This window comes from Sphingomonas sp. IW22, from assembly GCF_041321155.1.
Taxonomy (GTDB): domain Bacteria; phylum Pseudomonadota; class Alphaproteobacteria; order Sphingomonadales; family Sphingomonadaceae; genus Sphingomonas.
Genome location: NZ_JBGGWB010000001.1, coordinates 1,671,393 through 1,695,484, shown reverse-complemented (window position 1 = coordinate 1,695,484; position 24,092 = coordinate 1,671,393). Strand labels below are relative to the sequence as shown.

Below are 24,092 nucleotides of genomic sequence, written 5' to 3'. Positions count from 1 at the left end.
GGCAGGCGGCGCTTGTGCCCCTGCCCCCACCTGCTTAATCGCAATAAGCGATGCCGCCCTCAAAGCCCCGCAAGCCACAGACCCCGCGCTGGCGCCGTATCGCCACATGGACGCTGATCACCGGCGCAGCCGCCGCGCTGATTGCCGCAATCGCGCTGCTGATCGCCGTCTATACCGCGCGCACGTCGCTCCCCAGCTTCGATGAGCTGAAATCGTCACCCAACGGCCAGATGATCCGCGTGCATGCCGCCGACGGTACCGTGATCGTGTCGCTGGGGCCGAGCTATGGCGAATGGATACCCTATCGCAATATCCCGCTGGCGATGCGTCAGGCGATGGTGTCGGTGGAGGATCGGCGGTTCCGATCGCATTGGGGCGTCGATCCGATCGGCATTGCGCGGTCGGTCAAGAACGCCTTCGACAATCGCGGCACCGGGCGGCGGCTTCAGGGTGCGTCCACCATCACGCAACAGGTCGCGCGCACCGTCTTTCTTTCGAACAAATATGATTTCGGCCGCAAGCTGCGCGAAGTCATTCTGGCACTGGCGATCGAGCAGAAATTCTCGAAGGATCAGATCCTCGAACTTTACCTGAACAAGGTCTATTTCGGCGGGGGCGCGTACGGCGTCGACGCAGCGTCGCGGCGCTTCTTCCAGCATCCCGCGACCAACCTGTCGCTGTCCGAAGCAGCGGTAATTGCCGGGCTGGTCAAGGCGCCCAGTCGCTATTCGCCGACCGCCGATGCCGAAGCCGCCGTGGGGCGTGCGGGCGTCGTCCTCGACCTGATGGTCGAAACGGGCGCGATCAGCGCGGGCGAGGCTGCCGCCGCCGAACCGACCCAGGTCCAGATGGCTCCCGAACCGCGCCAGAACAGCGTGCGCTATTTTACCGACTGGGCGTTGCCGCAGCTGGAAATGCTGATCGACGAGACGCAGGCGCCGCTGGACGTGTGGACGACGTTGGACCTGTCGATGCAGGCCGCGGGCGACCGGGCGATCAGCGCCCATGCCCCGGCGGGCACGCAAGGCGCGCTGGTCGCGCTGGACCGCGACGGCGCCGTGCGCGCGATGGTGGGCGGCAAGGACTACGTCACCTCCAACTATAACCGCGCGACGCAGGCGACCCGCCAGCCGGGCTCGGCCTTCAAGCTGTTCGTCTATCTCGCCGCGCTGGAGGCGGGGGCACGGCCCGACGACCAGGTCGTCGATGAACCCGTCAACATCAACGGGTGGAGCCCGCGCAACAGTTCAGGCCGCTTTGCGGGGGCGATGGATCTGCGCTCCGCCTTTGCCTATTCGGTCAATACCGTCGCGGCCAAGCTGGGCCAGCAGGTCGGCTTTGGCGCGGTCGCGGACATGGCCCGTCGCATGGGCATCACCACGCCCGTCAACACCCAACCGGCGATGGTACTGGGCACCAGCAATGTCCGCCTGATCGACATGACCCGCGCCTATGCCAGCGTCGCCAATCGCGGCGTTGCGGTCACCCCCTATGGCATCACTCGCGTCACCGCGAACGGACAGGTCATCTATGCACATGAGGTCGATACCTCTCGCGTGCTGGTCGCGCCCTTTGTCGCGGCGCAGATGACCGACCTGCTGCAATCGGCAGTTGCCACCGGCACCGGCCGCGCAGCACAGATCGGGCGGCCGGTCGCGGGCAAGACCGGCACCACCAGCTCGAACAAGGACGGGTGGTTCATGGGCTTTTCCAGCGGTCTCACCACCGGCGTGTGGATGGGCCGCGACGATGCCCGCGCCGTCGGCGGCTTGCAGGGCGGCCGCGCGCCTGCCCAGGCCTTTGCCGATTTCATGAAGGTGGCGGTCGCCAAGCGCCCCGTCGAACAGTTCGAAACGCAGGTGACCCTGCCCGAATGGCAGGTCGAACCCGATGACGAGAGCTATTTCGGCGAACCCGATAATGGCGCGTTTGTCGGCCCCGACGGCTATCCGCTGGAACCGGCGCCCGTGCCGGGACAGGAGGATTATGTGGTTCCCGGTGAGGAGGGCGACGATTTCGCCCCGCCGTTGCCGGAGGAAGGTCGCGCCAACGAGCGGCTGGACCGCGAATGGATCGACCGCGCGTTGGGCCGCGCGCCGCAGGACCGCCGCCCGGTGGAGGAACGCCGACCCTCACCCTATCGCGAACCGCGACGACCGCCGCCGCGCGAATATCAGGAACCCGGCTTCCCCAACCAGTGAAGCGCCGCGCCGTGGCGGCGTAGCCACGCCATCGCCGGGCGAGGGTCGTGGCCGAGAAGTTGGGCCTCCAGCGCGTGAAACGCCGCGCCGTGATTCATGTGCTGCCGGTGCGCGACTTCATGCGCGACCACGAATGAAAGTACGGCGTGGGGGGCAAAGATCAGGCGCCAGCTATACCGGATCGCCCCCGATGCGGAGCAGCTGCCCCAGCGCGCGCGCGGGTCACCGATCGCCACACGCTCTACCACCACCCCGGCCCGCGCGGCAGCGGCAATGGTTTCCTCGGTCAGCACCGCCAGCGCCTGACGCTTGAGCCAGCGTTCGACGCGGGCGGAAAACCCCTCCACCGGCCCGCCGCTGACCAGCCGGTCGCCGTCGCGTCGCGGCAATCGCGGCGCGCCCGCTTCCCAATCCAGCCGCAGCTTCGTGTCGCCAAAGGGGATCATCGCGCCCGGCACGAAGGGCAGGGGCGTGGGCAGGCGGGCCCGCTGCGCCTCGATCCAGTCGCGCTTGCTCTGTGCCCAAGCAAGTCCGTCGCGCTTCGATCCGCGCGGCGGCAGCGTCAGCCGGACGACGCCGCTGGCCGGATCGACCGACAGGCGCATCCGGCGCGCACGGGGGTGGCGGACGACCTCGATCCCGCTCACAGCGGGCGATCGATCAGATGATGCTCCCAATCGCCCGCATCCTCTTCACTGACAGTCCAGCCGCGCACCGATTCCCCCGCACGGTGAACAGCCTCTGCATCGCCGCAAACCAGATAATGCCAGTTGGGCAGGGGCAGCCCCTCTCCGCGCAGGCGATAGGCGCAGGTGGACGGCAGCCAGGCGATGCCGCGCTGCACCGCGCGCGCCGTCAGCCGGACGCAATCGGGTACATAGGCGCGGCGATTGCGGTAATCGCTGCAACGCGCCGTTTCCCGGTCGAGCAACCGGCACGACACATTTGTCGCGGCCAGCTCGCCAGTGTCCTCATCCTCCAGCTTGTGCAGGCAGCATTTGCCGCAGCCGTCGCACAACGCCTCCCACTGCGCGCGGTCGAGCTTGTCGAGCGGCACGTTCTCCCAGAAGCGACCCTCGCTCACTGCACCCATTTGTCGAGCGTGTCGGCCACGGCCTGACCGCTTTCATCGGCGGGGACCAGCGCGATCGGGCGCCCCTGATCGTCCATCAGATAAACCTGACGACTGTGATCCATCAGATAGCTGCCCGGTGTCGCCCCATCCGTGCGCGCGGCATAGATGGCGAAGGCCTTGCCCACGGCGGCAATCGTCTGTGGGTCGCCGGTCAGTGCGATGGTGCGCGGGTGAAAATTGGACACGAACTGCTTGAGCGCAGCGGGATCATCGCGTTGCGGATCAACGGTCACGAACACCGGCACGACGCGTGCGGCGCGTTCGGGGTCGGTCTTTTCAAACGCCTTCAGGCCCGCGGTGATATTGGCCATGTCGACCGGGCAGACATCGGGGCAAAAGGTATAGCCGAAATACATCACCCGCCATTTGCCGGCCAGGTCCCGGTCGGACACCTGACGGCCATTCTGGTCGGTCAGCGTGAAAGGGCCACCGATCCGCGCGCCTTCCAGCGGGGGCGCTTCGGCAGGACCGGCAGCGTTGCAGGCAGCCAACGCCAGCCCCAGGGACAGCATGGCGGCGCGGACGGCACGGCGAAAAGCACGTTCATTCATGGCATCGCCAGCCATGATCTGTTAGCGAACGAACCGCAAGCCATCGCCCAACAGGAACGTTTGCCCGTGATCCGTATTCCCGCTCGTATCTTTTTCCTTGGCGCCCTTTCGATCGCGGCGCTGAGCGTCCCGGCCACCGCGCCGGCGCAACAATTCTCGGAAAGCTACAAATTTCTGGAAGCGGTGCGAAAGGCCGACGGAACCAAGCTGAACGAGATCCTGGGCGAACCGGGACAGACGATCATCAACGCCCGCGACCGGGTGAGCGGGGAAGGCGCGCTGCACATCGTGACCCGGCGCAGCGATTCGCTGTATCTGCGCTTCCTGCTGCAAAAGGGCGCGAACCCCAATCTGGGCGATTCACGCGGCGAAACGCCGCTGCTGATCGCGGTTGCCAACGGCTTTGACGAGGGGGTCGATATCCTGATCCGCTACAAGGCCAATCTGGACGCGTCGAACAGCGCCGGGGAAACGCCGTTGATCCGCGCGGTTCAGATGCGGCGTTTCGAAATGGTGCGGCAATTGCTGAAGGCCGGTGCCGATCCCGACCAGACCGATATCGTCGCCGGAATGTCGGCGCGCGATTACGCCAAGCGCGATACCCGTTCGCCGGCCATCGCCAAGCTGCTGGCCGATGCGCCCAAAAAGGCGGCCCACCGCTCGACCGGGCCGACGCTGAACTGATCAGCCGCCCTCGATGGCGATACCATCGGGGTCCATCATCGCCATCAGCCGCCGCGCTGCCCGCCGTGCGAGCGCCAGCGTACAGCGTTTGCGGACATGGGCGGGCAGGGGGTGCGTCGCGGGTTCCCGCAACACGGCGGCGTCATAGCGATCAGCAATGATGATACCTGTGCGCTGGGGCAGGAAAGCCTCACCCTCCAGCGGCGTGGTGTCGAACCCCTCCGGCACGGCCCAGTAGAAACGGTCGCAATGGGCCAGATAATCGGTCCATTTGCCATCGCCCAACAGGTCGGCGCGCGACACCTTGATTTCGACGATCACCAGCCGCCCGGCTGCGTCCACCGCCATCAGGTCGGCACGGCGACCGCCCTCCAGCGGGACTTCGGCAATCGCCATCAGGTCGTGACGCAGCAGCAGCCGACAGACGCCGCGCGAAACATCGGCGGCGACCATCGGCAGCGGCGAATCAACGGGCAGGGTGGCCATGCCCGTTTCTAGAACATTTACAGAACGAACAAAAGGCTCAGCGGTAGAATACGTGATTGCCGAGCATCGCCACCTTCGCACGGTTCCAGCTGGGCGACACGTGGCGGGCGTGGAAATAGAGCGCCTTGGGCGCATCGCTTTCCCAAAGCTGCCGTCGCGCGACCTGTGCCACGGCGACTGCCGTGCGCCACGCGGTCTTGCTCGCCGCCACACCCGGCAAACGGCCGCCGCGCACGAAGCTGAACTGACCGCGCTGGGTCAGCACCTTGCACACATCCGACGGAAAGCGGCCCGAACGCGCACGGTTCAGGATCACCTCCGCGACCGCCAGCTGACCGTGCAGCGGCTCACCCTTGGATTCGAAATAAATGCCGGTCGCCAGGCACTTGAGCTCGCGATCGATCCGCGCGGGCACTGCCTGTGCCGCGACTGCTTCACGAAGCGTGTCGAAATCGGCGGTTGTTGCCGATGCGGTAGTGGTTGCGGCCATGGCCGTATCGGCCGGCTCCTCGCGCGTCCATTCGGCGGGGACGATGGGCGAGGGCGGGGTCGGAACCGTGGTGGGATAGGGGGCGTTCATTACCTGCCCCGACATGCCGAGCGCGAAGCCCGGCGTGGAAATGCATACCGAGATGGCTGCACAAAATGTCACCGCCGCGAGCGATGCGGCGTGTGCCCATTGCGTCATTTCAGGTCATACATGTGCGGTTGGCGCGCGACGCGGGTCGAAACCGTCACTTCAATGGACGGACACCGGCGCCGGGCTTCCCCCCGACTGCGTCACCGCCGGGATCGCACCCCGTCAGCACAACGCGCTAAAACGAAGCGCGCCTATTCGTTGTGCGATGCAACGATGTCAACCCGCCGCGATGGTTTCGTCGGCAAAGCGCTCGCCATCTGCGACATCGACCTCCACAACCCACAAATCGGGGTCCCTTTCGCGTCGCCGCCGCCAATAGTCAGAAGCGGTTTGCGAATCGGCATCGCGCGGCCCCGACTCGATCAGTTGGCCCTCCACGCCGAGCCCGCGTTCGCGAAAGCGCGGCCGCTCACCGCGGTCGAGCAACAGGATCAGGATCGCGCCGGCCATGGCATCGCCCTTGGCCAGCACCATCGCGCTGCCGCCGGCATTGTGGACCCGCCGCACCAGCGCCGACACCCGCACCGCGCTGGTCAGGCGTGTCATGGCCGCGAATAGCCGGGGAGTGTCGCAAGTGGGATGCGGGAGCGCATGAACGTGCCGGTCCCGCGCGCGGCCTCTTCCCCGTCGGCGTCGATCAACCGGGCGTCGCCGACGAAAACCCGGCGCTTGCCGCTGATCCAGCGACCCTCGGCAACGACCGGCCCCGCACCGAGCGGGCGCGTGAACAGCAGGTTGAACTGGGTGGTCAGCATGAACCGGTCGGTGACCAGGCTGTTGATCGCATAAAATGCCGCATCGTCGAGCAGCTTGAAATAGCTGGTGCCATGCGCTGCCCCAGCCGCGTGGAAAAAGCGCGGGTCGATGTCGAAATGGATGCGCGCGACGCCCGCTTCGGGAATCTCCAGCCGCGATTCGAACAGCCGGTTGATCGGGGCAGCGGCGTAAAGCGATTCGAGCGCGCGGAAATGCGCCGACTCACCCGAGCCTTCAGGCGGCATCGCGTGCCTCGACACCCGTCAGCAACGCATAGATGGCATCGCGCGACCCCGCGCCACGCAGCTTGTCGGCAAAGCTGCTGTCCCGCAGCAGACGCGACACGCGCGCCAGAGCCTTCAAATGCGTGCCACCGGCATCGACCGGCGATACCAGCAGCAAGAGCAGATCGACGGGCAGCCCGTCGATCGCATGGAAATCCACCGGCGACGTCAGGCGCGCGAACAGGCCGCGGACACGGCGTACCCCCTCGATCCGGGCGTGGGGAATGGCGATGCCGCCGCCGAATCCGGTCGAGCCCAGCCGCTCTCGCGCCATCAGACCGTCGGTTACCCGTCGCGGGTCGAGGTTCATCACCTCTCCCGCGACGGTGCCAAGGGTCTGAAACAGCGTCTTCTTGTTGCCCGCTGCGATGTCGATCCGGATAGCGTCAGGGGCGATAAGATCGCTCAGGTCGGTCACGTCATCCCGCGCGATTGGGTTCGACCCAACCGATCGTGCCGTCATGGCGGCGATAGACCATGTTGTAGTTGCCGGTGCCCAGATTCTTGAACAGCAGCGCGTTGGTGTTGCGCAGGTCGAGCATCATCACCGCGTCGCTGACGCTGGCAGACGGCACGTCGACGCGCGTTTCGGCGATGATCGGGGGCGCGTCCGCCACCTCGATCTCTTCCTCCGCATCGCCGCCGAACACGGTGTATCCCGCGTCATAGCCATTGTCATAGGCCATGGATTCGGCGGCGCTGATCGCCTGTCCCGCGTTCCGGTCCTTCAGGCGGCGCATATAGCGGCGAAGCTGCTTTTCGATCTTGTCGGCAGCACCGTCGAACGCACCATGTGCGTCCTGTCCCTGATTCGAGCTCTTCAGGATCAGGCCCTGCATGACGTGCGAGACGATGTCGCAGGTAAAGCCGTAATCGTGTGGCCCCTTGCCGAACACCACCTGGGCCGAAATCGCGCGAGAGAAATATTTGTCGGCGATCCCCTGGAGACGGTCGGTCACGTGGGTCTTGAGCGCATCACCGGTTTCCACCTGATGTCCCGATACACGGACGTCCATCTTCCTTCTCCTTCTTGTTGTGGCGGCGACCTAGGTTGCGGCCACGGGGGCGTCAACGACCCAGAGCGGGTCCTTGAGACCGGCGATAAAGGCTGCGTGGCGCGCAAGTTCCTCGGCCGATGCTGAAAAAACGCGCGGCGGGCGGGTCGGTGCCCGCGTGACGGCGGCGATTACCGGTGCTTCGGCTGCGACCACCGGCTCTGCCATCAGGCCAAATCCGATCTGGCGCCCACCCGATAATTCGACATAGACCTGTGCGAGCAACTGGGCGTCGAGCAACGCCCCGTGCAAAACCCGGCGGCTGCGGTCGATGCCGAACCGGCTGCACAGTGCGTCCAGTGTGTGCTTTGCGCCCGGCAGCCGTTGGCGCGCGATCATCAGCGTATCGACCATGCGCGTCATGCACACGGCAGGCCGCCCGCATTTGCCCAACTCACCGTTCAGAAAGGCGAAGTCGAACCCCGCATTATGCGCGACCATCGGCGAGTCGCCGATGAAATCCAGCAGTTCCTCGACATGGTCGTGAAACCGCTTCTTGTCGGCCAGAAAAGCGTCCGACAGGCCATGCACCGCCTGCGCCTCTGCCGGCATTGAGCGGTCGGGGTTCAGATAGACGTGAAAGACGCGCCCCGTCTCGACCCGGTTCACCAGCTCGACACAGCCGATTTCGACAAGCCGGTCGCCGCCGGGGAAACTCAGGCCCGTCGTTTCAGTGTCGAACACGATCTCGCGCATGACCCCTTATTCACCCTGCGGTGGATTGAGGCAAGCGAGGACCGCCGCCACCGCCACACGCGTGTCCTCGAGCGGGCCGCCGGTGGGGATGACGAAATCGGCGCGGGCGCGCTTTTCGGCATCGGGCATTTGGCGCGAGAGGATCGCCTCGAACCGCTCTGGCGTCATGCCGGGTCGGGCCAGCACCCGTGCGCGCTGAATGGGCGCGGGCGCAGAGACGACGGCGATCTTGTCGACATCGCGCCAGCCCGATTTTTCAAACAGCAGCGGAATGTCGAGCAGCACCACCGGCGCGTCTGAATTAGCAGCCAGAAACGCCGCGCGGGCATCGGCGACCGCCGGGTGAACGATCGATTCCAGCCGCGACAGCGCCGCCGGATCGTCGAACACCGCACGGCCCAGCGCTGCCCGGTCGACGCCGTCCGGGCCGGTGGCGCCGGGAAAGGCCGCCTCGATCGCGCCAAGCAGCGCGCCGCCCGCACCCTGCAACCGGTGGACTTCGGCATCGGCGTCGAAAACGGGCACGCCAAGGTCGGCGAACATCGTCGCGACCGTCGATTTGCCCATCCCGATCGAGCCGGTCAGGCCCAGCCGGATCGGCCAGGTCATGTCGTCAGCAAGACGCGCAGTTCGCCGTCGCGCGCGCGTGGCGGTGCCGCGTCGAAGAACAGCTCGAACGCGGCGGCCGCCTGGCCGATCAGCATCTCCAGTCCGTCGATCGTCGCCAGATCCCGCACCCGCGCCGCGCGAAGCAGCTCGGTTTCCAGCGGCGCATAGACAATGTCATACACGATGGCGCTTTGGGGCAGCGGCGACAGATCGACCGACAGCGGCGCCTGCCCCTTCATGCCAAGCGGGCTGGCGTTGACGACCAGATCCGCCGGGGGAAGCGGGGCGGCAAAATCGACCACGTCACCCTTCAGCCCGAATGCGGCGAGCAGGCCCGCACCCTTCAGCGGATTGCGCGCCATCAGCGTGACCGCGCCGATGCCGATGCGCGACAATGCGAACAGGATCGCCCGCGCCGCACCGCCCGATCCGATAACAACGGCATGTCCGCCCGCCAGATCGGTATCGGCCAGCGGAGCGTAAAAGCCCGCGGCATCGGTATTGGTGCCGACGATCTCGCCACTTTCATTGCGAAACACGGTGTTGATCGCGCCGATGGACCCGCGCACATCGCCCGGATCGGCGACATGCGCCAGCGCCGCCTCCTTGTGGGGCAGGGTGATGTTGCAGCCCCGCCAGTCAGGGTCGAGGGTCCGGCGCGCGAAATAGGCGCTCAGCTCATCGCTGGTCACATGCGTCGCGCGATAGTCGGCTTCGATCCCCAGCGCCTTCAGCCAGAAACCGTGAATGACCGGCGATTTCGTATGGGCGATCGGGTCGCCGATCACTTCCGCATAAGCCATGGTCATGCCGGCATCAGGCCGCGCGTGCGGAGGTAATCGAGCAAGGGCAACAACGGCATCCCCAAAATTGTGAAGTGGCTTCCATCGACACGCGCGAACAACTGAACGCCTGGCCCCTCGATCCGGTAACAGCCCACACATCCGGAAATGACGGGCCATTCGGCATCGAGATAGCGGTCGATAAAGGTGTCCGACAGCGTGCGAACGCTCATCCGTGCCCGGTCGATATGGCGCCAGACCGCGCGACCGCCCTCGAAAATCACCGCCGCACTGTAAAGCTCGTGCGTGGTCCCTGACATGGCGCGCAGATGCGCCGCCGCGTCGTCGCGGTCGACCGGCTTGTCGAGCAGGCGCCCGTCGGGCAGCGCGACGATCGAATCGCAACCCAGCACCAGTCCCGGCACACCCAGCGACGCGACCTTGGCGGCCTTAAGCTCGGCCAGTGCATCGGCGGTGTCGCGCGGCGACAGGCCGCGCGCGGCAAAGCTGGCCTTTGCCGCATCCTCATCCACCAGTGCGGCGACCGCTTCATGCGGGACACCGGCGGCGGTCAGCATCGCGCGGCGGCTGGCGCTTTGGGAAGCAAGGGTCAGTGTCATCGCGGTCGTTGCGCCTGATAAAGAGTGATGACCGCCGCAGCCGTTTCCTCGATCGAGCGGCGGGTGACGTCGATCACCGGCCAGCCATTGTCGGCGAACATGCGCCGGGCATAGGCGACTTCCCGGCCAACGGCTTCCTGATCGACATAATCGGTTTCCGGCGCCTGATTAAGGCTGAGCAGGCGATTGCGCCGCACCTGGATCAGGCGGTCGGCACTGGTGGTCAACCCTACGACCAGCGGGTTTTTCAGTTCGAACAGCTTGGTCGGCGGCGGGCTTTCGATAACGATGGGGATGTTCGCGACCTTGAATCCGCGATTGGCCAGGTAAATCGATGTCGGCGTTTTCGACGACCGGCTGACGCCCGCCAGCACGATTTCCGCCTCTTCCCAGTTTTCCCAGTTCAGGCCGTCATCATGGGCGATGGTGAACTGAATGGCATCCACACGCGCGAAATAGGCCGCGTCCAACATGTGCTGACGCCCCGGCCGCGCATTGGCAGCCTCTCCCAACAGGCCGGAAAGCGCCGCATTCACCCCGTCCAGCGGGGCGACGGCAGGCAGACCCATGGCCCGGCAACGCGCCTCCAGCGTGCGGCGGATCACCGGATTGACCAGTGTAAACAGAACCAAGCCGGGGTTCTGGGCGATTTCCTGAAGGATGCGCTCCAGATGCGCTTCCGACCGCACCATCGGCCAGAAATGGCGCAGCGTTTCGACGTCATCATACTGGGCCAACGCCGCTTTGGCGATGTTCTCCAGCGTCTCACCGGTCGAATCTGACAGGAGATGAAGGTGCAGGCGGTTCACCGGCTGGACCGATCTGTGGAAAACATGGGGAGAGTCGCTAGCGCAACTCGTGCCAGCCGCCAAGGCGTGGATGAACCGCCGATTCGTCCACAAGTGACTCACATTTCGTCAGCCGGACCCGATTTTCATCCACAGGCTGTGGATAATGTGTATGAAAGATTCGAATCGCAGCACCGCCGCTGAGTCATTCGGGTCAAGTTGTTGGCATTTTCGGTGGCTGAATCTAAGCCACGATATCCACGCGCCAACCTCTATCCACATCCAGATAGAGTCTTTGTTTGTTGCCTGAAGGAAGCCTGTTTGCGCCGTTCCCCCGCACACCGCCCGTTGCTCGCGACCCTAAAAGGCGAACGTCAGTCGATTCCGCCAATGTGGCTCATGCGTCAGGCCGGACGTTATCTGCCTGAATACAGAGCGTTACGCGCGGAAAAGGGCGGGTTCCTGGCGATGGCGCTGGACCCGGAATCCGCCTGTGAAATCACGCTGCAACCAATCCGCCGCTTCGGTTTCGACGGTGCGATCCTGTTTTCCGACATTCTGACCGTGCCGATGGCGCTGGGTCAGGATCTATGGTTCGAAACCGGCGAAGGCCCGCGACTGGCACCACCGCTGGCCGATGGCGCGGCGATCGACGCGCTGACGCCCGGCGCACCCGATACGCTGGATCCCGTTTACGCTGCGGTCGAGAAAATCGCGGGCGTATTGCCGCCCGAAGTCACCTTCCTTGGCTTTGCAGGATCGCCCTGGACGGTCGCCACCTATATGATTGCGGGGCAGGGCAGTCGGACTCAGGAAGCGGCGCGACGGCTGGCCTATGGCGATGCGGCCGCGATGCAGCGGCTGATCGACCGGATCGTCGCCACCACGATCGAATATCTGGCCCGCCAGCATGAATCGGGCGTGGAGGCGGTGCAGCTGTTCGACAGCTGGGCCGGGACGCTCAGCCCCGAACAGTTCGAACGCTGGGTCATTGCGCCCAATGCCGCGATCGTGGCCGGACTGCGCGCGCGTTGCCCGGAACTGGTCATCATCGGCTTTCCAAAGGGAGCGGGGGCCAAGCTGGTCGACTATGCCACCCAGACCGGCGTCGATGCGGTCGGTGTCGACGAAACCGTCGCGCCCGAATGGGCTGCGCGAGCGCTGCCGGCAGGCATGCCGGTGCAGGGCAATCTTGACCCGCTGGCGCTGATCGCTGGCGGCGACACGCTGGCGCGCGCGGTCGACCGCATCCTGGCGGCATTTGCGGATCGCCCGCATGTCTTCAATCTGGGCCACGGCATCCTGCCCGACACGCCGATCGCGCATGTCGAAGCCCTGATCGACCGGGTGAGGGGTACGCGATGACGGGTATGCTGGGTGCCGCCTATCCCTGGGTAAAGGCCGCGCACATCATCTTCGTGATCTTCTGGATGGCGGGCATGTTCATCCTGCCACGCTATCTGGTCCATCATCAGGAGGGGCTGGCCATCCCCGGCGAGCCGGAACGCTGGATCGCGCGCGAGGACAAGCTGAGGCGGATGATCCTGACGCCCGCGATGATCCTGGTATGGCTGCTCGGCCTGTTGCTGGCCGCCAATCTGGGCCTGTTCGAAGGCGGGGAGGGGCTTGGCTGGTTGCATGCCAAGCTGGTGCTTGTGCTGGCCCTTAGCGGCTATCATGGCTGGGCGGTCGGCTATGCACGCAAGTTGCGGACCGGGCGCGCGAACCTCTCGGCCCGCACGCTGCGTATGGTGAACGAGGTGCCGGCCCTGGCTGCGGTGCTGATCGTCGTGCTGGCGGTCGTCAGACCCTTTTGAGCCGTTGACTTGGGGCCGCGCGGTTCCTAGGTGATTCGTACGGTTCGTCCTGCCGGTTCGCGGCGGCACGCACACGTCCTTCCTCCAGCATCGCAGCCGGCGTCCTGCCGAGCCGACCGACGCTCATTTTCCCAACCGGACGCACCCCATGCACCTCAAGGACCTAAAGAAGAAAACCCCCGCCGAACTGGTCGAAATGGCCGAAGCTTTGGGCGTGGAAGGCGCATCGACCATGCGCAAGCAGGATCTGATGTTCGCGATCCTCAAGGTCCAGGCCGAAAATGGCGAACAGATCATGGGGCTGGGCACCATCGAAGTGCTGCCCGACGGTTTCGGTTTCCTTCGCAGCCCGGAAGCCAATTACCTTGCCGGGCCGGACGACATTTATGTCTCGCCCAATCAGGTCCGCAAATTCGGCCTGCGCACCGGCGATACGGTCGAGGGTGAAGTTCGCGCGCCCAAGGATGGCGAGCGTTATTTTGCGCTGACGCGGCTCGTCTCGGTCAATTTCGACGATCCCGATGCGGTTCGTCACCGGGTCAATTTCGACAATCTGACGCCGCTTTATCCCGAACAAAAGCTGCGTCTGGACCCCGCGGACCCGACGCAAAAGGACAAGTCGGCGCGCGTCATCGATATCGTATCGCCGCAGGGCAAGGGCCAGCGCACGCTGATCGTCGCGCCGCCGCGCGTCGGCAAGACGGTGATGTTGCAGAACATCGCCAAGGCGATCACCGACAATCATCCCGAAGTGTTCCTGATCGTCCTGCTGATCGACGAACGCCCTGAAGAAGTCACCGACATGCAGCGTTCGGTGAAGGGCGAAGTCATCAGCTCGACCTTTGACGAACCGGCACAGCGCCACGTGCAGGTCGCCGAGATGGTGATCGAAAAGGCCAAGCGCCTGGTCGAGCACAAGAAGGATGTCGTCATCCTGCTCGATTCGATCACGCGCCTTGGCCGCGCCTACAACACGGTCGTTCCGTCGTCGGGCAAGGTGCTGACCGGCGGTGTGGATGCCAATGCGCTTCAGCGTCCCAAGCGTTTCTTCGGTGCGGCCCGCAACATCGAGGAGGGCGGCTCGCTGTCGATCATCGCGACCGCGCTGATCGATACCGGCAGCCGCATGGACGAAGTGATCTTCGAAGAGTTCAAGGGCACCGGCAACTCCGAGATCGTCCTCGACCGCAAGGTGGCCGACAAGCGCATCTTCCCGGCGATGGACGTGGGCAAATCGGGCACCCGCAAGGAAGAATTGTTGGTCGAAAAGCCAATTCTGTCCAAGATGTGGGTGCTTCGCCGCATCCTGATGCAGATGGGCACCATCGATTCGATGGAGTTCCTGCTCGACAAGATGAAGGATTCGAAGACCAACGAGGATTTCTTCGATTCGATGAACCAGTAAGCTGGCGGGGCGTTCCGGCGACAGCCGAACGTCCACCGTCCGAACCAGCGGCGCGGGCTATGCTCGCGCCGTTTCGCTGTCTAGGAACTATCCATGCTCGATCTTATCTACAGCGCCGCCGCGGCAACGGGCGGCATCGGATCGCCGGCCGAAATCTGGCAGCATATTCTTGCCGACTTTTCGAACATCACCGAACCGGCGGCGCTTGCGGCGTTCGGGTCGGTGCTGATGATCGACCTGGTGCTGGCGGGCGACAATGCGATCGTCGTCGGCGCGCTGGCCGCCGGCCTTCCCGCGGATCAGCGGCGCAAGGTCATCCTGATCGGTATCGGCGCTGCGCTGGTGCTGCGTATCGCCTTTGCGCTGATCGTCAGCTGGTTGATGGGCGTTGTCGGCCTGATCTTTGCCGGCGGCCTGCTGCTGCTGTGGGTCAGCTGGAAGTTCTGGCGCGAAATCCGCTCGGGCGGCCATAGCGAGGGCTCACCCGAAATCGCCGGTGACGAGGATTCGGGCCTGCGCTCTGCCAAGAGCTTTGCCGGGGCCGCCTGGGCCGTGGCGGTGGCCGATGTGTCGATGAGCCTCGACAATGTGCTGGCCGTTGCAGGGGCTGCGCGCGAGCATCCCGGCATTCTGGTCGTCGGGCTGCTGCTGTCGGTAGCGTTGATGGGTCTGGCCGCGAACTTTATCGCCCGGTTGATCGATCGCTATCGCTGGATCGCCTATTTCGGGCTGGCGGTGATCGTCTTTGTCGCGCTGCGCATGATCTATGAAGGCTGGGTCGGGACCGAAGATACGCTGGGCGTGATCAGCTTCTTCGCCTGAACTTGTCCGATCGAACCAAAATTTGGGGGAAGCGAGCGATCGCTTCCCCCTTTTTCGTGTCAGCCCAGATGTTCGGCAAAGAACGCGCGTGTCCGCGCATCGGCTTGGTCGGCAGCGGCGGGGGAGCGACGCTTGCCCATTTCGGTGGCAAAGCCGTGATCCTCACCGGGATAGTCGTGCAGTGTGACCTTTGGGTGGTCGTCCAGCCCGTCGTGCATCTTGGCTTGCGTAGCGTGGTCGACGAACCCGTCTTCGCCCGCAATGTGCAGCATCAGCGGATTGGCGATGGCGTGGCGCTCATCCAGCAGACCGTCGATGCCCACTGCATAATAGCCGACGCTGGCGTCGCTGTCGGTCCGCGCGGCGGTCATATAGGGGAGCCGTCCGCCAAGGCAGTAGCCGACGACGCCGACCTTGCCCCCGTCACCAAGACGCGCCCGCGCAGCGCGGATGGTCGCTTCAATGTCGCGGATGGCAAGGGTCTGATCGAACTGGCCCATCAGATCCAGTCCCCGCTGCATCTGTTCGGGCACATCGGGATTGAGCTGAATGCCCGGTTCGATCCGCCAGAACAGGTCCGGGGCGACCGCCAGATAGCCGTCGGCGGCAAGCTTGTCGCACTTGGCACGGATGCCGGGGTTCACCCCGAAAATCTCCTGAATGACGATGATGGCCGCGCGTGGCGTGCCGCCCGGTTCCGCGACATAGGCTGAAAAGCTGCCTGCGCCGTCGATGCTGTCGATATTGATCTGGCTCACCGTTTTCCCTCTCGGTTGCGTGCGCGACCCGAACGTGCCTATCGTCGCTCAGGTTCGCTAGGCGGAGTGAGGAATGAAAATCAACGTCGAGGTGGACTGCACCCCCGAAGAAGCAAGGCGCGCCATGGGCCTGCCCGATTTCACCCCCATCCATGAACGCTATGTCGCGATGATTCAGGAATCGATGGAAAAGGGCGCCAGCCCTGAACTGATCGAGACGCTGATGAAAAGCTGGGCGCCGATGGGGGAGGCGGGGCTGACCTTCTGGCGGCAGTTGTTCGACACGTCGGGCAAGGGCTCGCGCGACTGATATCATGAACGATACCATCGTTGCGCTGTCGAGCGGCGCACCGCCAGCGGCAATCGGCGTGATTCGGCTGAGCGGGCCTCATGCCCTTGCTGCGGCGACGGCGCTGGCTGGTTCTCTGCCCCCTGCGCGCGAAGCGAGGGTGCGCCGGTTGTCGCACAATGGTGCGCTGCTCGACCACGCGCTGGTACTGATCTTTCCTGCGCCCGATACTGCGACTGGCGAGGATCTGGTCGAATTGCACGCTCATGGCGGACCGGCGGTAATCGACGCGATCATCGCGGCGCTGCTGACGCAGCCGGGCGTTCGCTCTGCCGAGCCAGGGGAGTTTACCCGCCGCGCGCTGACCAACGGACGGATCGACCTGACTCAGGCGGAGGCGCTGGCAGCGCTGCTCTCGGCACAATCGCAGGCGCAGCATCGTGCAGCAATTCTAGCCGCCGATGGCGTGCTGCGACGCAACATAGACGATTTTGAATCCCGTTTGTTGGCGCTCAGCGCGCGGATTGAGTTGATGCTCGATTTCGCTGATGAGGAAGATGCGGCGAACGACGCGGCGCAACTAGCCGCAGTGCGTCACGGTGTAGATGCGCTTGCTGCCGAGGTCGAAGCCTGGCTCGCCTACCCCACGGTGGATGCGCTTCATAACGGATTCCGTATCGTCTTGGCGGGGCCGCCAAATGCTGGCAAGTCGACGCTGCTGAACAGCCTTGTCGGACGCCAGGCTGCAATCGTGTCCGACATTGCGGGAACCACGCGCGACCGGATCGAAGTCCCTGTGGTGCATAACGGCGTGCAGTTCCTGCTGACGGACACGGCGGGTCTGGCCGAAGCGACTTCGGACCCTGTTGAGGCGATCGGAATCGAGCGAGCGGCGGCGGCGATCGACGCTGCCGATCTGGTTCTTTGGCTGGGTGACAGTCCGCCATCCCGTCCTGAAATGCTGTGGCTGCTTCCACGCGCCGATCTTCCCGGGCGGAAGGATGCCAGCGGGGAGCGGCTGACTGTGTCGGCAAAGGCGGGCGTCGGCCTGGATGCGTTATGGCAAGCAATTCACGAACGCATCCGGGGCCGCCTGCCGCCAGAAGACGGGCGGGCGCTTAATCGACGGCAGCGGGACTGCATGGTTGCAGTGCATCGCAACTTGATCTGCGCAGGTTCGTCTGCGGACCCCCTGCTGATCGCCCATCACCTAAGCGAAGCAAGGCGCAATTTGCATCGATTAACGGGGCGGTCGGATACCGAGTCCATGCTCGATGCGCTGTTCGAACGATTCTGCATCGGAAAATAGTGTTCCACGTGGAACATTTTGACGGCTACGCGGCGCGGTCGTAATAACGGCATCATGCAATATGATGTTATCGTCATAGGCGGTGGCCATGCCGGCACCGAGGCGGCTGCTGTGGCTGCGCGTCTGGGCGCGAGGACCGCGTTGATAAGCTTCGACGCAACCAAAATCGGTGCAATGTCCTGCAACCCGGCGATCGGTGGCTTGGGGAAGGGGCATCTAGTCCGAGAGGTTGACGCCTTTGACGGGTTGATCGCGCGCGCCGCCGACGCGGCTGCGCTCCATTATCGCATGCTCAACCGCAGCAAGGGCACCGCTGTGCAGGGGCCGCGCATTCAGGCGGATCGGCGGCTCTATGCCGCAGCGATTCAGGCGATGCTCGCGGCGACCTCCAATCTGACCGTCGTCCAAGGCGAGGCAGAATCGTTAGTTGTCGAACAGGGCCGCATCGCCGGCGTTATGCTTGCCGACGGTCAGAAACTGACTTGCGCCAGCGTCGTACTTGCCAGCGGGACGTTCCTGGGCGGGCGCATTTATCGCGGTGAGGAGCGGGACGAAGGCGGGCGGATCGGTGAGCGTGCTGCCACGCGCCTCGGACAGCAATTGCGCTCGCTCGATCTGCCCATGTTTCGGCTCAAAACCGGGACGCCTCCGCGCCTTGATGGCCGGACCATCGACTGGGGGCGGCTGCCCGAACAGCCAAGCGATGTCGATCCGTGGACCATGTCGCCAATGACGCGGCAGCGCGAGTTGCCGCAGGTGTTTTGCGGCGTCACGCGCACCAACGCGCGGACGCATGAGATTATCGCGGCGGCGCTGCATCGCTCGCCGCTGTTCACTGGCGCGATTGGCGCCCAAGGGCCGCGTTATTGCCCATCGATCGAGGACAAGATCCACCGCTTTGGCGACCGCGACGGGCATCAAATCTTCCTCGAGCCTGAGGGGTTGGACGATCCGCTAATCTATCCGAATGGGATCTCCACATCTCTGCCCGTAGACGTTCAGGCCGCGATGATCGCGAGCATCGACGGTCTGGAACGGACGCGAATTGTCACGCCGGGATATGCCGTCGAATATGACCATATCGACCCGCGTGCGCTCGACCATATGCTGGGCGTCAGGGCGCTGTCCGGCCTCTATTGTGCGGGGCAGATCAACGGCACCACGGGCTATGAAGAGGCTGCCGCGCAGGGGCTGGTGGCGGGGCTTAATGCGGGTCTCTCCGCGCTGGGGCGGGCGCCGGTGACCTTCGACCGCGCGAACAGCTATATCGGGGTGATGGTCGACGATCTTGTGCTTCAGGGCGTGACCGAGCCGTATCGAATGCTGACGGCGCGAGCAGAGCACCGGTTGCGGTTGCGCGCGAACAACGCCGAGACACGCCTGACGCCGATGGCGATCGAACTGGGTTGTGCTGGCGAGGCGCGGTGCCGCCGGTTTGAGCAGCGTTCGATCGCCCGCGCTGAAATTGAGGCAGCGTTCGACACCCGAATGACCCCGCATGCCGTCCGCGCTTTGGGGTTCGACGTCGCGATGGATGGCGTACGCCGATCGGTGCGCGAGTGGCTGCGCTTCCCAAATGTCGTGGCGCATCGTTTGACCGATACTGACGGCTTCGATCCTGAGGTGCTGGCGGAGGCGGTCGAGGATTCGCATTACGCGCCCTATCTGGAGCGACAGGATTCCGAAGTGGCGATGATGAAGGGCGACACGGACGTGCGCTTGCCCGCCAGCCTGGACTATGCCGCAGTACCAGGCCTGTCGTCCGAAATGGTCGAACGGCTGGGCGCCGCGGGGCCAGCGACGTTGGCCGAAGCGGGACGGATTCGCGGAATAACCCCTGCCGCTCTGACGGCAATCCTGCTCCACCTTCGGAAACTTGCGGCATGAACGAGGAACAGGCCCGCGAGTGGATCGCCACCCGCTGGGGCGGCGGGGCAGTGGACCGGCTGTCGGCGTTTGTCGCCCTGCTTGTCGCCGAAAGCGAGCGTCAGAACCTGATCGCCCGATCGACGCTTACCGAGGTGTGGCAAAGGCATGTTCTGGACTCCGCGCAACTTGTCCCTCTGGCCGAGCAGGCAGGTGAGGGCGCATGGCACGACGTCGGCACCGGCGCAGGATTGCCGGGGCTCGTCGTGGCAATCCTGCAATCACGCCCGGTGGTGCTGATCGAGCCGAGGCGGAAACGGGTTGAGTTCCTGTCGGCCGTCGTCGATCAACTTGGTCTGAATGCAACGACGTATCTGGGTAAGGCGGAGTCGCTTCGCACCTTGGAACCGGCAGCGGTTATTTCTGCACGGGCGGTGGCGTCGCTTGACGATTTGTTTGCGTCATCAGCGCATTTGAGCGCCCCCCAGACGCTCTGGTTGCTGCCGAAGGGCAAATCTGGTGAATCCGAACTGGTCGATGCGCGTCGAACATGGCAAGGTGTGTTCCACGTGGAACAAAGCCTCACGGCTTCTGAATCTGGAATCATTGTTGCGAAAAAGGTGCAGCGCCGATGATCGTCATCACCGTCGCAAATCAAAAGGGTGGGGTGGGTAAGACCACCAGTGCCATCAACGTGGGCACCGCGCTCGCCGCCACCGGCCAGCGCGTGCTGCTGATCGATCTTGACCCTCAGGGTAACGCATCGACTGGACTGGGCATCGGCCAGGACGAGCGGGAGCAGTCGAGCTACGACCTGCTGCTTGGTGAGCTGACGCTGGATCAGGCGGCGATCGCAACGCGCGTTCCGGGTCTTGAGGTCGTTCCCGCCACCGTCGACCTGTCTGGAGCAGAGGTCGAGCTGATTGAATTCGACGCTCGAACTCACCGGCTGAATCAGGCGATCGCGCGCAGCGAGGCGCAATGGGACGTGGTGCTGATCGACTGTCCGCCGTCGTTGGGCCTGCTGACCATCAATGCTATGGTGGCCAGCCATGCGTTGCTGGTGCCGCTCCAGTGCGAGTTCTTCGCGCTGGAGGGATTGAGCCAGTTGCTGTCCACGGTTGAGCGCATCCGGGAACGCTTCAACCCCGGACTGTCGATCCTAGGCGTCGTGCTAACCATGTATGACCGCCGTAACCGCCTGACTGATCAGGTGTCGGACGACGTGCGTGCAGTGTTGGGTCGCGTCGTGTTTGATACGGTGATCCCGCGCAACGTGCGGCTGTCCGAAGCACCCAGTCACGGCGTGCCTGCGCTGATCTATGATCATCGTTGTGCGGGTTCGCAGGCCTATATCGCGTTGGCGCGGGAAGTAATCGGGCGGATGCCCAGCTTGGCGAGGGCAGCATGAGCGAAACGGCACCGAAGAAAAGCCGCCCGTCAGGCCTGGGCCGCGGTCTGAGCGCGTTGCTCGGCGATTCCGCGCCGCGTACCGAGTCTGGCGGCACGGGCGATCGCGCGGCCGGCGGGGCAAGTGTCCGCTATCTGCCGGTCAGCTCGCTCGCCCCGCATCCCGGCCAGCCACGCCGGCATTTCGATGAGGGCGCGCTGGAGGAACTGGCGTCGTCGATCGCGCAGCGCGGGATCATTCAGCCGATCGTCGTGCGACCGCATGGCAAGGATTATCAGATCGTCGCCGGGGAGCGACGCTGGCGCGCTGCTCAGCGTGCGCGGCTGCATGAGGTCCCGGTGATCGTCCGCGATCTGGATGATGCCGAAACGCTGGAAATTGCGCTGGTCGAGAATATCCAGCGTCAGGACCTGAATGCGATCGAAGAGGCCGATACCTATTCAAAGCTGATCCAGGAATTCGGCCATACGCAGGAAGCGCTGGCCAAACTGGTTGGCAAATCACGCAGCCACGTAGCCAACCTGTTGCGATTGCTGGACCTTCCGGTGGCCGTGCAGAAGCATGTCATCGACGGTGCGCTCAGCATGGGTCATGCCCGTGCGCTGATCAACGCGCCCGACCCCGAGACGCTGTCGGACCGGATCATCGCCAAGGGGCTGTCGGTTCGCGAAACGGAAAAGCTGGCGCGCGCCAAGGGTGGTGCCGAGCCGCGCGGTACCCGAAAGACGACGCCCGCCCCGTCCAGCGATGCCGATATCGCTGCATTGGAGCGTCAATTGGGCGACGTATTGGGCCTGAATGTCCGCATCGCGCATGGAGACAAGGGCGGGACGCTGACGCTCAGCTATTCGACGCTGGATCAGCTCGACATGGTCTGCCAGCGGCTGTCGGGCGAGATCATCTGATCCCGCCCGACGCGCTGTCGGTCAGGCGGCGCTGACCGGCGGCAGCTTGGCCAGCAACTTGTCCAGCGTGATCGGATATTCACGCACACGAACGCCGCACGCATTGTAGATCGAGTTGGCGACTGCCGCGCCGACGCCGCAAATCCCCAGCTCACCCACGCCCTTGGCTTTCATGGGCGAGGATTTGTCATCGGTTTCGTCGAGGAAGAACACGTCCTGCACTGGAATATCGGCGTGCACCGGCACATGATATTCGGCCAGGTCGTGGTTCACGAAATAGCCGAAGCGCGGATCGACGACCAGTTCCTCCATCAACGCCGCGCCCGCCCCCATCACCATCGCGCCGATGACCTGGCTGCGCGCCGATTTGGGGTTGAGGATACGGCCAGCAGCGAACGCGCCGCTCATCCGGCGAATACGGACCTCGCCGGTGACGGAATCGACGCCGACCTCGGCAAAGTGGCCACCGAACGTGCCTTGGGCATAACGCTGGGTCAGGTCGCCGAACTTGATCGTGTCTTCGGCGGAAATCCCTTCGGCACCGGCGACTTCGCGCAACCGGACGCGCTTGTTGCCCTGCTGGACAAAGCCATCGGCGAACTCGGCAGTCGCGGGGTCGAATTCGGCCTTTTGTGCGATCGCGTCGCGCAGTTTGACGCAAGCGGCATAGACGCCCGCCGTCGAGCTGTTGGCGCCCCACTGGCCGCCCGATCCGGCGGAAACGGGGAAGGACGAATCGCCCAGCAGGACGATGACGTCATCCACTTCGACGCCCATCATTTCCGCCGCCGTCTGAGCGATGATGGTGTAGCTGCCGGTGCCGATGTCGGTCATGTCGGTCGCTACCGTGACCTTGCCCTTGGAATCGACACCGACGCGAGCGGCCGAATCCATCGCCAGATTGTCGCGGAACGCCGATGCCATGCCGTAACCGATTAGCCAGCGGCCATCCCGCACCTGTCCCGGCTTCGCCTTGCGCGCCGACCAGCCAAAGCGTTCGGCACCGATCCGCAGGCTTTCGACCAGCTGGCGCTTCGAGAAGGGGCGTTCGGGCTTTTCGGGGTCGACCTGCGTATCGTTGATGATGCGCAGTTCCACCGGGTCCATGCCCAGCTTCTCGGCCAGTTCGTCCATCGCCACTTCCAGCGCGAGAAGGCCGACGGCCTCGCCCGGCGCGCGCGTGGCGTTACCTTCGGGCAGGTGCAGCGTCGCCAGGCGATGCGCGGTCATGCGGTTGGCACCGGCATAAAGCAGCCGCGTCTGGTTCGCGGCCGTTTCCGGTCCGCCGCCGGGCAGATCGCCCGACCACACTTCATGCGCGATGGCACCGATACGGCCATTGCGATCCGCGCCGATGCGGATGCGCTGGATGGCCGCGGGACGGTGGGTGGTGTTGTTGACCATTACCGGACGCGGCATCGCGATCTTCACCGGCCGTCCGGCCGCGCGTGCGCCCAGTGCCGCCAGTATGGCATCGGAGCGGACCCACAGCTTCGATCCAAAGCCGCCGCCAATGAACGGCGACTGCACCCGGATCTTCTCCTTCGGAATCAGCAGCGTTTCCGACAGGTCGCGACAGGCCCAATCGATCATCTGGTTCGATGTCCAGACGTTCAGCTGATCGCCGTCCCATGCGGCAATGGTTGCCATAGGCTCCATCGCGGAATGCGACTGGTCGGGGGTGGTATAGGTTTCGTCCAGCTTCACCGGGGCGCTGGCAAATGCGCCTTCGAAATCGCCGACGGCGGTGTCGGCGGAGCGGCCGGGCTTCTTGGCGTTGCCACGTTCCTTCTCCAGCTCGAACGCGCCGGTGCCGCGCGCATATTCGACGCGCACCAGATTGGCGGCGGTACGCGCCTGTTCGAAGCTTTCGGCGACCACGACGGCCACCGCCTGATGATAATGCTCTACCTCTGGCCCGGCGAGCAGCTTGGCGGTGATGGCCTTGGCCTTGCCCAGCTTGCCCGCATTGCCGTGGTGGACGATGGCAATCACGCCGGGGGCGGCTTCAGCCTCCCGCGTGTCGATGCGGGTGATGCGGCCGGTGGCGATGGTCGCGGGTACGATCGCACCATAAGCCTGGTTGGGAACGACATCGTGCCGCTCATAGGCATAGGGCGCGCGGCCCGTAGTCTTGAGCGGGCCGTCGATGCGGTCGATGGGTTTGCCGACCACGCGCATGCGGTCGATCGGATTGGTTTCGGCAGGCTGGTTGAACTGCAT

The 24,092-nt window shown here is 64.7% G+C and carries 28 protein-coding genes; 12 read left to right on the top strand and 16 right to left on the bottom strand.

The features are described from left to right. Positions 1-50 precede the first annotated feature (50 nt). Positions 51-2,201 (top strand): transglycosylase domain-containing protein, encoded by a 2,151-nt coding sequence (locus ACAX61_RS08470; RefSeq protein ID WP_370714324.1) that lies wholly within the window; start codon positions 51-53, stop codon positions 2,199-2,201. Here ACAX61_RS08470 and ACAX61_RS08465 read toward each other — a convergent pair. The 3 genes from ACAX61_RS08465 to ACAX61_RS08455 are packed head-to-tail and all read right to left on the bottom strand — an operon-like array spanning position 2,174 to position 3,887. After that, a complete protein-coding gene (locus ACAX61_RS08465) occupies positions 2,174-2,806 on the bottom strand; it encodes a M48 family metallopeptidase (RefSeq protein WP_370714953.1) in 633 nt (210 codons plus the stop codon). The genes ACAX61_RS08470 and ACAX61_RS08465 overlap by 28 nt on opposite strands. Before the next feature lie 38 nt (positions 2,807-2,844). Continuing rightward, positions 2,845-3,294, bottom strand: a complete 450-nt coding sequence (locus ACAX61_RS08460) for a YcgN family cysteine cluster protein (protein WP_370714323.1) — start codon at positions 3,292-3,294, stop codon at positions 2,845-2,847. Then, complete coding sequence (locus ACAX61_RS08455; RefSeq protein WP_370714322.1) at positions 3,282-3,887, bottom strand: SCO family protein; 606 nt, start codon at positions 3,885-3,887, stop codon at positions 3,282-3,284. Before ACAX61_RS08455 ends, ACAX61_RS08460 begins: the two co-directional genes overlap by 13 nt. 66 nt (positions 3,888-3,953) lie before the next feature. On the opposite strand from ACAX61_RS08455, the gene ACAX61_RS08450 reads away from it, so the two are divergent. Beyond that, positions 3,954-4,571, top strand: a complete 618-nt coding sequence (locus ACAX61_RS08450; RefSeq protein ID WP_370714321.1) for an ankyrin repeat domain-containing protein — start codon at positions 3,954-3,956, stop codon at positions 4,569-4,571. On the opposite strand, the gene ACAX61_RS08445 is transcribed toward ACAX61_RS08450, so the two are convergent. The 11 genes from ACAX61_RS08445 to ACAX61_RS08395 form a co-directional block, all read right to left on the bottom strand. After that, positions 4,572-5,057 carry an MmcB family DNA repair protein gene (locus tag ACAX61_RS08445; protein ID WP_370714320.1) on the bottom strand — a complete coding sequence of 162 codons (486 nt, stop codon included), beginning with the start codon at positions 5,055-5,057 and terminating at the stop codon, positions 4,572-4,574. A 37-nt stretch (positions 5,058-5,094) separates the two neighbouring features. Continuing rightward, positions 5,095-5,745: a cell wall hydrolase gene (locus ACAX61_RS08440; RefSeq protein ID WP_370714319.1), complete on the bottom strand. Its 651-nt coding sequence runs from the start codon at positions 5,743-5,745 to the stop codon at positions 5,095-5,097. Positions 5,746-5,913: 168 nt separating this feature from the next. Beyond that, entirely contained in the window at positions 5,914-6,243 is a 330-nt protein-coding gene (locus tag ACAX61_RS08435) for a DUF1491 family protein (protein ID WP_370714318.1), read from the bottom strand. Beyond that, the gene (locus tag ACAX61_RS08430) at positions 6,240-6,698 is read right to left on the bottom strand and encodes a PaaI family thioesterase (RefSeq protein WP_370714317.1); all 459 of its coding nucleotides are present in this window, start codon (positions 6,696-6,698) and stop codon (positions 6,240-6,242) included. The genes ACAX61_RS08435 and ACAX61_RS08430 overlap by 4 nt, the downstream gene beginning before the upstream one ends. Next, positions 6,688-7,155, bottom strand: coding sequence for a PTS sugar transporter subunit IIA (locus ACAX61_RS08425; RefSeq protein ID WP_370714316.1), 468 nt, complete (start codon positions 7,153-7,155; stop codon positions 6,688-6,690). Before ACAX61_RS08425 ends, ACAX61_RS08430 begins: the two co-directional genes overlap by 11 nt. A gap of 1 nt (position 7,156) precedes the next feature. After that, positions 7,157-7,753: a ribosome hibernation-promoting factor, HPF/YfiA family gene (gene hpf / locus ACAX61_RS08420; RefSeq protein ID WP_370714315.1), complete on the bottom strand. Its 597-nt coding sequence runs from the start codon at positions 7,751-7,753 to the stop codon at positions 7,157-7,159. A 30-nt stretch (positions 7,754-7,783) separates the two neighbouring features. Continuing rightward, positions 7,784-8,488, bottom strand: a complete 705-nt coding sequence (dnaQ, locus tag ACAX61_RS08415) for a DNA polymerase III subunit epsilon (protein ID WP_370714314.1) — start codon at positions 8,486-8,488, stop codon at positions 7,784-7,786. Between the two features lie 6 nt (positions 8,489-8,494). Further along, the gene (gene coaE / locus ACAX61_RS08410) at positions 8,495-9,097 is read right to left on the bottom strand and encodes a dephospho-CoA kinase (protein ID WP_370714313.1); all 603 of its coding nucleotides are present in this window, start codon (positions 9,095-9,097) and stop codon (positions 8,495-8,497) included. Then, a complete protein-coding gene (locus tag ACAX61_RS08405) occupies positions 9,094-9,900 on the bottom strand; it encodes a shikimate dehydrogenase family protein (protein WP_370714952.1) in 807 nt (268 codons plus the stop codon). Before ACAX61_RS08405 ends, coaE begins: the two co-directional genes overlap by 4 nt. Positions 9,901-9,902: 2 nt before the next feature. After that, positions 9,903-10,499, bottom strand: coding sequence for a Maf family protein (locus ACAX61_RS08400; RefSeq protein WP_370714312.1), 597 nt, complete (start codon positions 10,497-10,499; stop codon positions 9,903-9,905). Then, a complete protein-coding gene (locus tag ACAX61_RS08395) occupies positions 10,496-11,308 on the bottom strand; it encodes a pyruvate, water dikinase regulatory protein (protein ID WP_370714311.1) in 813 nt (270 codons plus the stop codon). Before ACAX61_RS08395 ends, ACAX61_RS08400 begins: the two co-directional genes overlap by 4 nt. Before the next feature lie 300 nt (positions 11,309-11,608). Here ACAX61_RS08395 and hemE point away from each other — a divergent pair, with 300 nt between their 5' ends. The 4 genes from hemE (at position 11,609) to ACAX61_RS08375 (ending at position 15,331) form a co-directional block, all read left to right on the top strand. Then, positions 11,609-12,652 (top strand): uroporphyrinogen decarboxylase, encoded by a 1,044-nt coding sequence (gene hemE, locus ACAX61_RS08390; protein ID WP_370714310.1) that lies wholly within the window; start codon positions 11,609-11,611, stop codon positions 12,650-12,652. Further along, on the top strand, positions 12,649-13,104 hold the full coding sequence (locus ACAX61_RS08385; protein WP_370714309.1) for a CopD family protein: 456 nt from the start codon (positions 12,649-12,651) through the stop codon (positions 13,102-13,104). Before hemE ends, ACAX61_RS08385 begins: the two co-directional genes overlap by 4 nt. Before the next feature lie 148 nt (positions 13,105-13,252). Continuing rightward, on the top strand, positions 13,253-14,509 hold the full coding sequence (gene rho, locus ACAX61_RS08380; protein ID WP_370714308.1) for a transcription termination factor Rho: 1,257 nt from the start codon (positions 13,253-13,255) through the stop codon (positions 14,507-14,509). Positions 14,510-14,602: 93 nt separating this feature from the next. Continuing rightward, positions 14,603-15,331, top strand: coding sequence for a TerC family protein (locus ACAX61_RS08375; protein ID WP_370714307.1), 729 nt, complete (start codon positions 14,603-14,605; stop codon positions 15,329-15,331). 59 nt (positions 15,332-15,390) lie between these two features. Here ACAX61_RS08375 and ACAX61_RS08370 read toward each other — a convergent pair whose 3' ends face one another. Further along, positions 15,391-16,089, bottom strand: a complete 699-nt coding sequence (locus ACAX61_RS08370) for a dienelactone hydrolase family protein (protein ID WP_370714306.1) — start codon at positions 16,087-16,089, stop codon at positions 15,391-15,393. 73 nt (positions 16,090-16,162) lie between these two features. Between ACAX61_RS08370 and ACAX61_RS08365 the strand changes: the two genes are divergently transcribed. From ACAX61_RS08365 to ACAX61_RS08340, 6 genes are read left to right on the top strand one after another with little or no spacing between them, the layout of a single operon-like run. Beyond that, entirely contained in the window at positions 16,163-16,399 is a 237-nt protein-coding gene (locus ACAX61_RS08365; RefSeq protein ID WP_370714305.1) for a DUF6489 family protein, read from the top strand. A gap of 4 nt (positions 16,400-16,403) precedes the next feature. Then, the gene (mnmE, locus tag ACAX61_RS08360; protein ID WP_370714304.1) at positions 16,404-17,687 is read left to right on the top strand and encodes a tRNA uridine-5-carboxymethylaminomethyl(34) synthesis GTPase MnmE; all 1,284 of its coding nucleotides are present in this window, start codon (positions 16,404-16,406) and stop codon (positions 17,685-17,687) included. Between the two features lie 54 nt (positions 17,688-17,741). Then, positions 17,742-19,574: a tRNA uridine-5-carboxymethylaminomethyl(34) synthesis enzyme MnmG gene (mnmG, locus tag ACAX61_RS08355; RefSeq protein ID WP_370714303.1), complete on the top strand. Its 1,833-nt coding sequence runs from the start codon at positions 17,742-17,744 to the stop codon at positions 19,572-19,574. Continuing rightward, a complete protein-coding gene (gene rsmG / locus ACAX61_RS08350) occupies positions 19,571-20,188 on the top strand; it encodes a 16S rRNA (guanine(527)-N(7))-methyltransferase RsmG (RefSeq protein WP_370714302.1) in 618 nt (205 codons plus the stop codon). The genes mnmG and rsmG overlap by 4 nt, the downstream gene beginning before the upstream one ends. After that, positions 20,185-20,964 (top strand): ParA family protein, encoded by a 780-nt coding sequence (locus tag ACAX61_RS08345; RefSeq protein WP_370714301.1) that lies wholly within the window; start codon positions 20,185-20,187, stop codon positions 20,962-20,964. The genes rsmG and ACAX61_RS08345 overlap by 4 nt, the downstream gene beginning before the upstream one ends. Beyond that, a complete protein-coding gene (locus tag ACAX61_RS08340; protein ID WP_370714300.1) occupies positions 20,961-21,869 on the top strand; it encodes a ParB/RepB/Spo0J family partition protein in 909 nt (302 codons plus the stop codon). Before ACAX61_RS08345 ends, ACAX61_RS08340 begins: the two co-directional genes overlap by 4 nt. Positions 21,870-21,890: 21 nt before the next feature. Here the strand turns inward: ACAX61_RS08340 and paoC are convergent, their stop codons facing one another. Beyond that, positions 21,891-24,092: an aldehyde oxidoreductase molybdenum-binding subunit PaoC gene (gene paoC, locus ACAX61_RS08335; RefSeq protein WP_370714299.1), complete on the bottom strand. Its 2,202-nt coding sequence runs from the start codon at positions 24,090-24,092 to the stop codon at positions 21,891-21,893.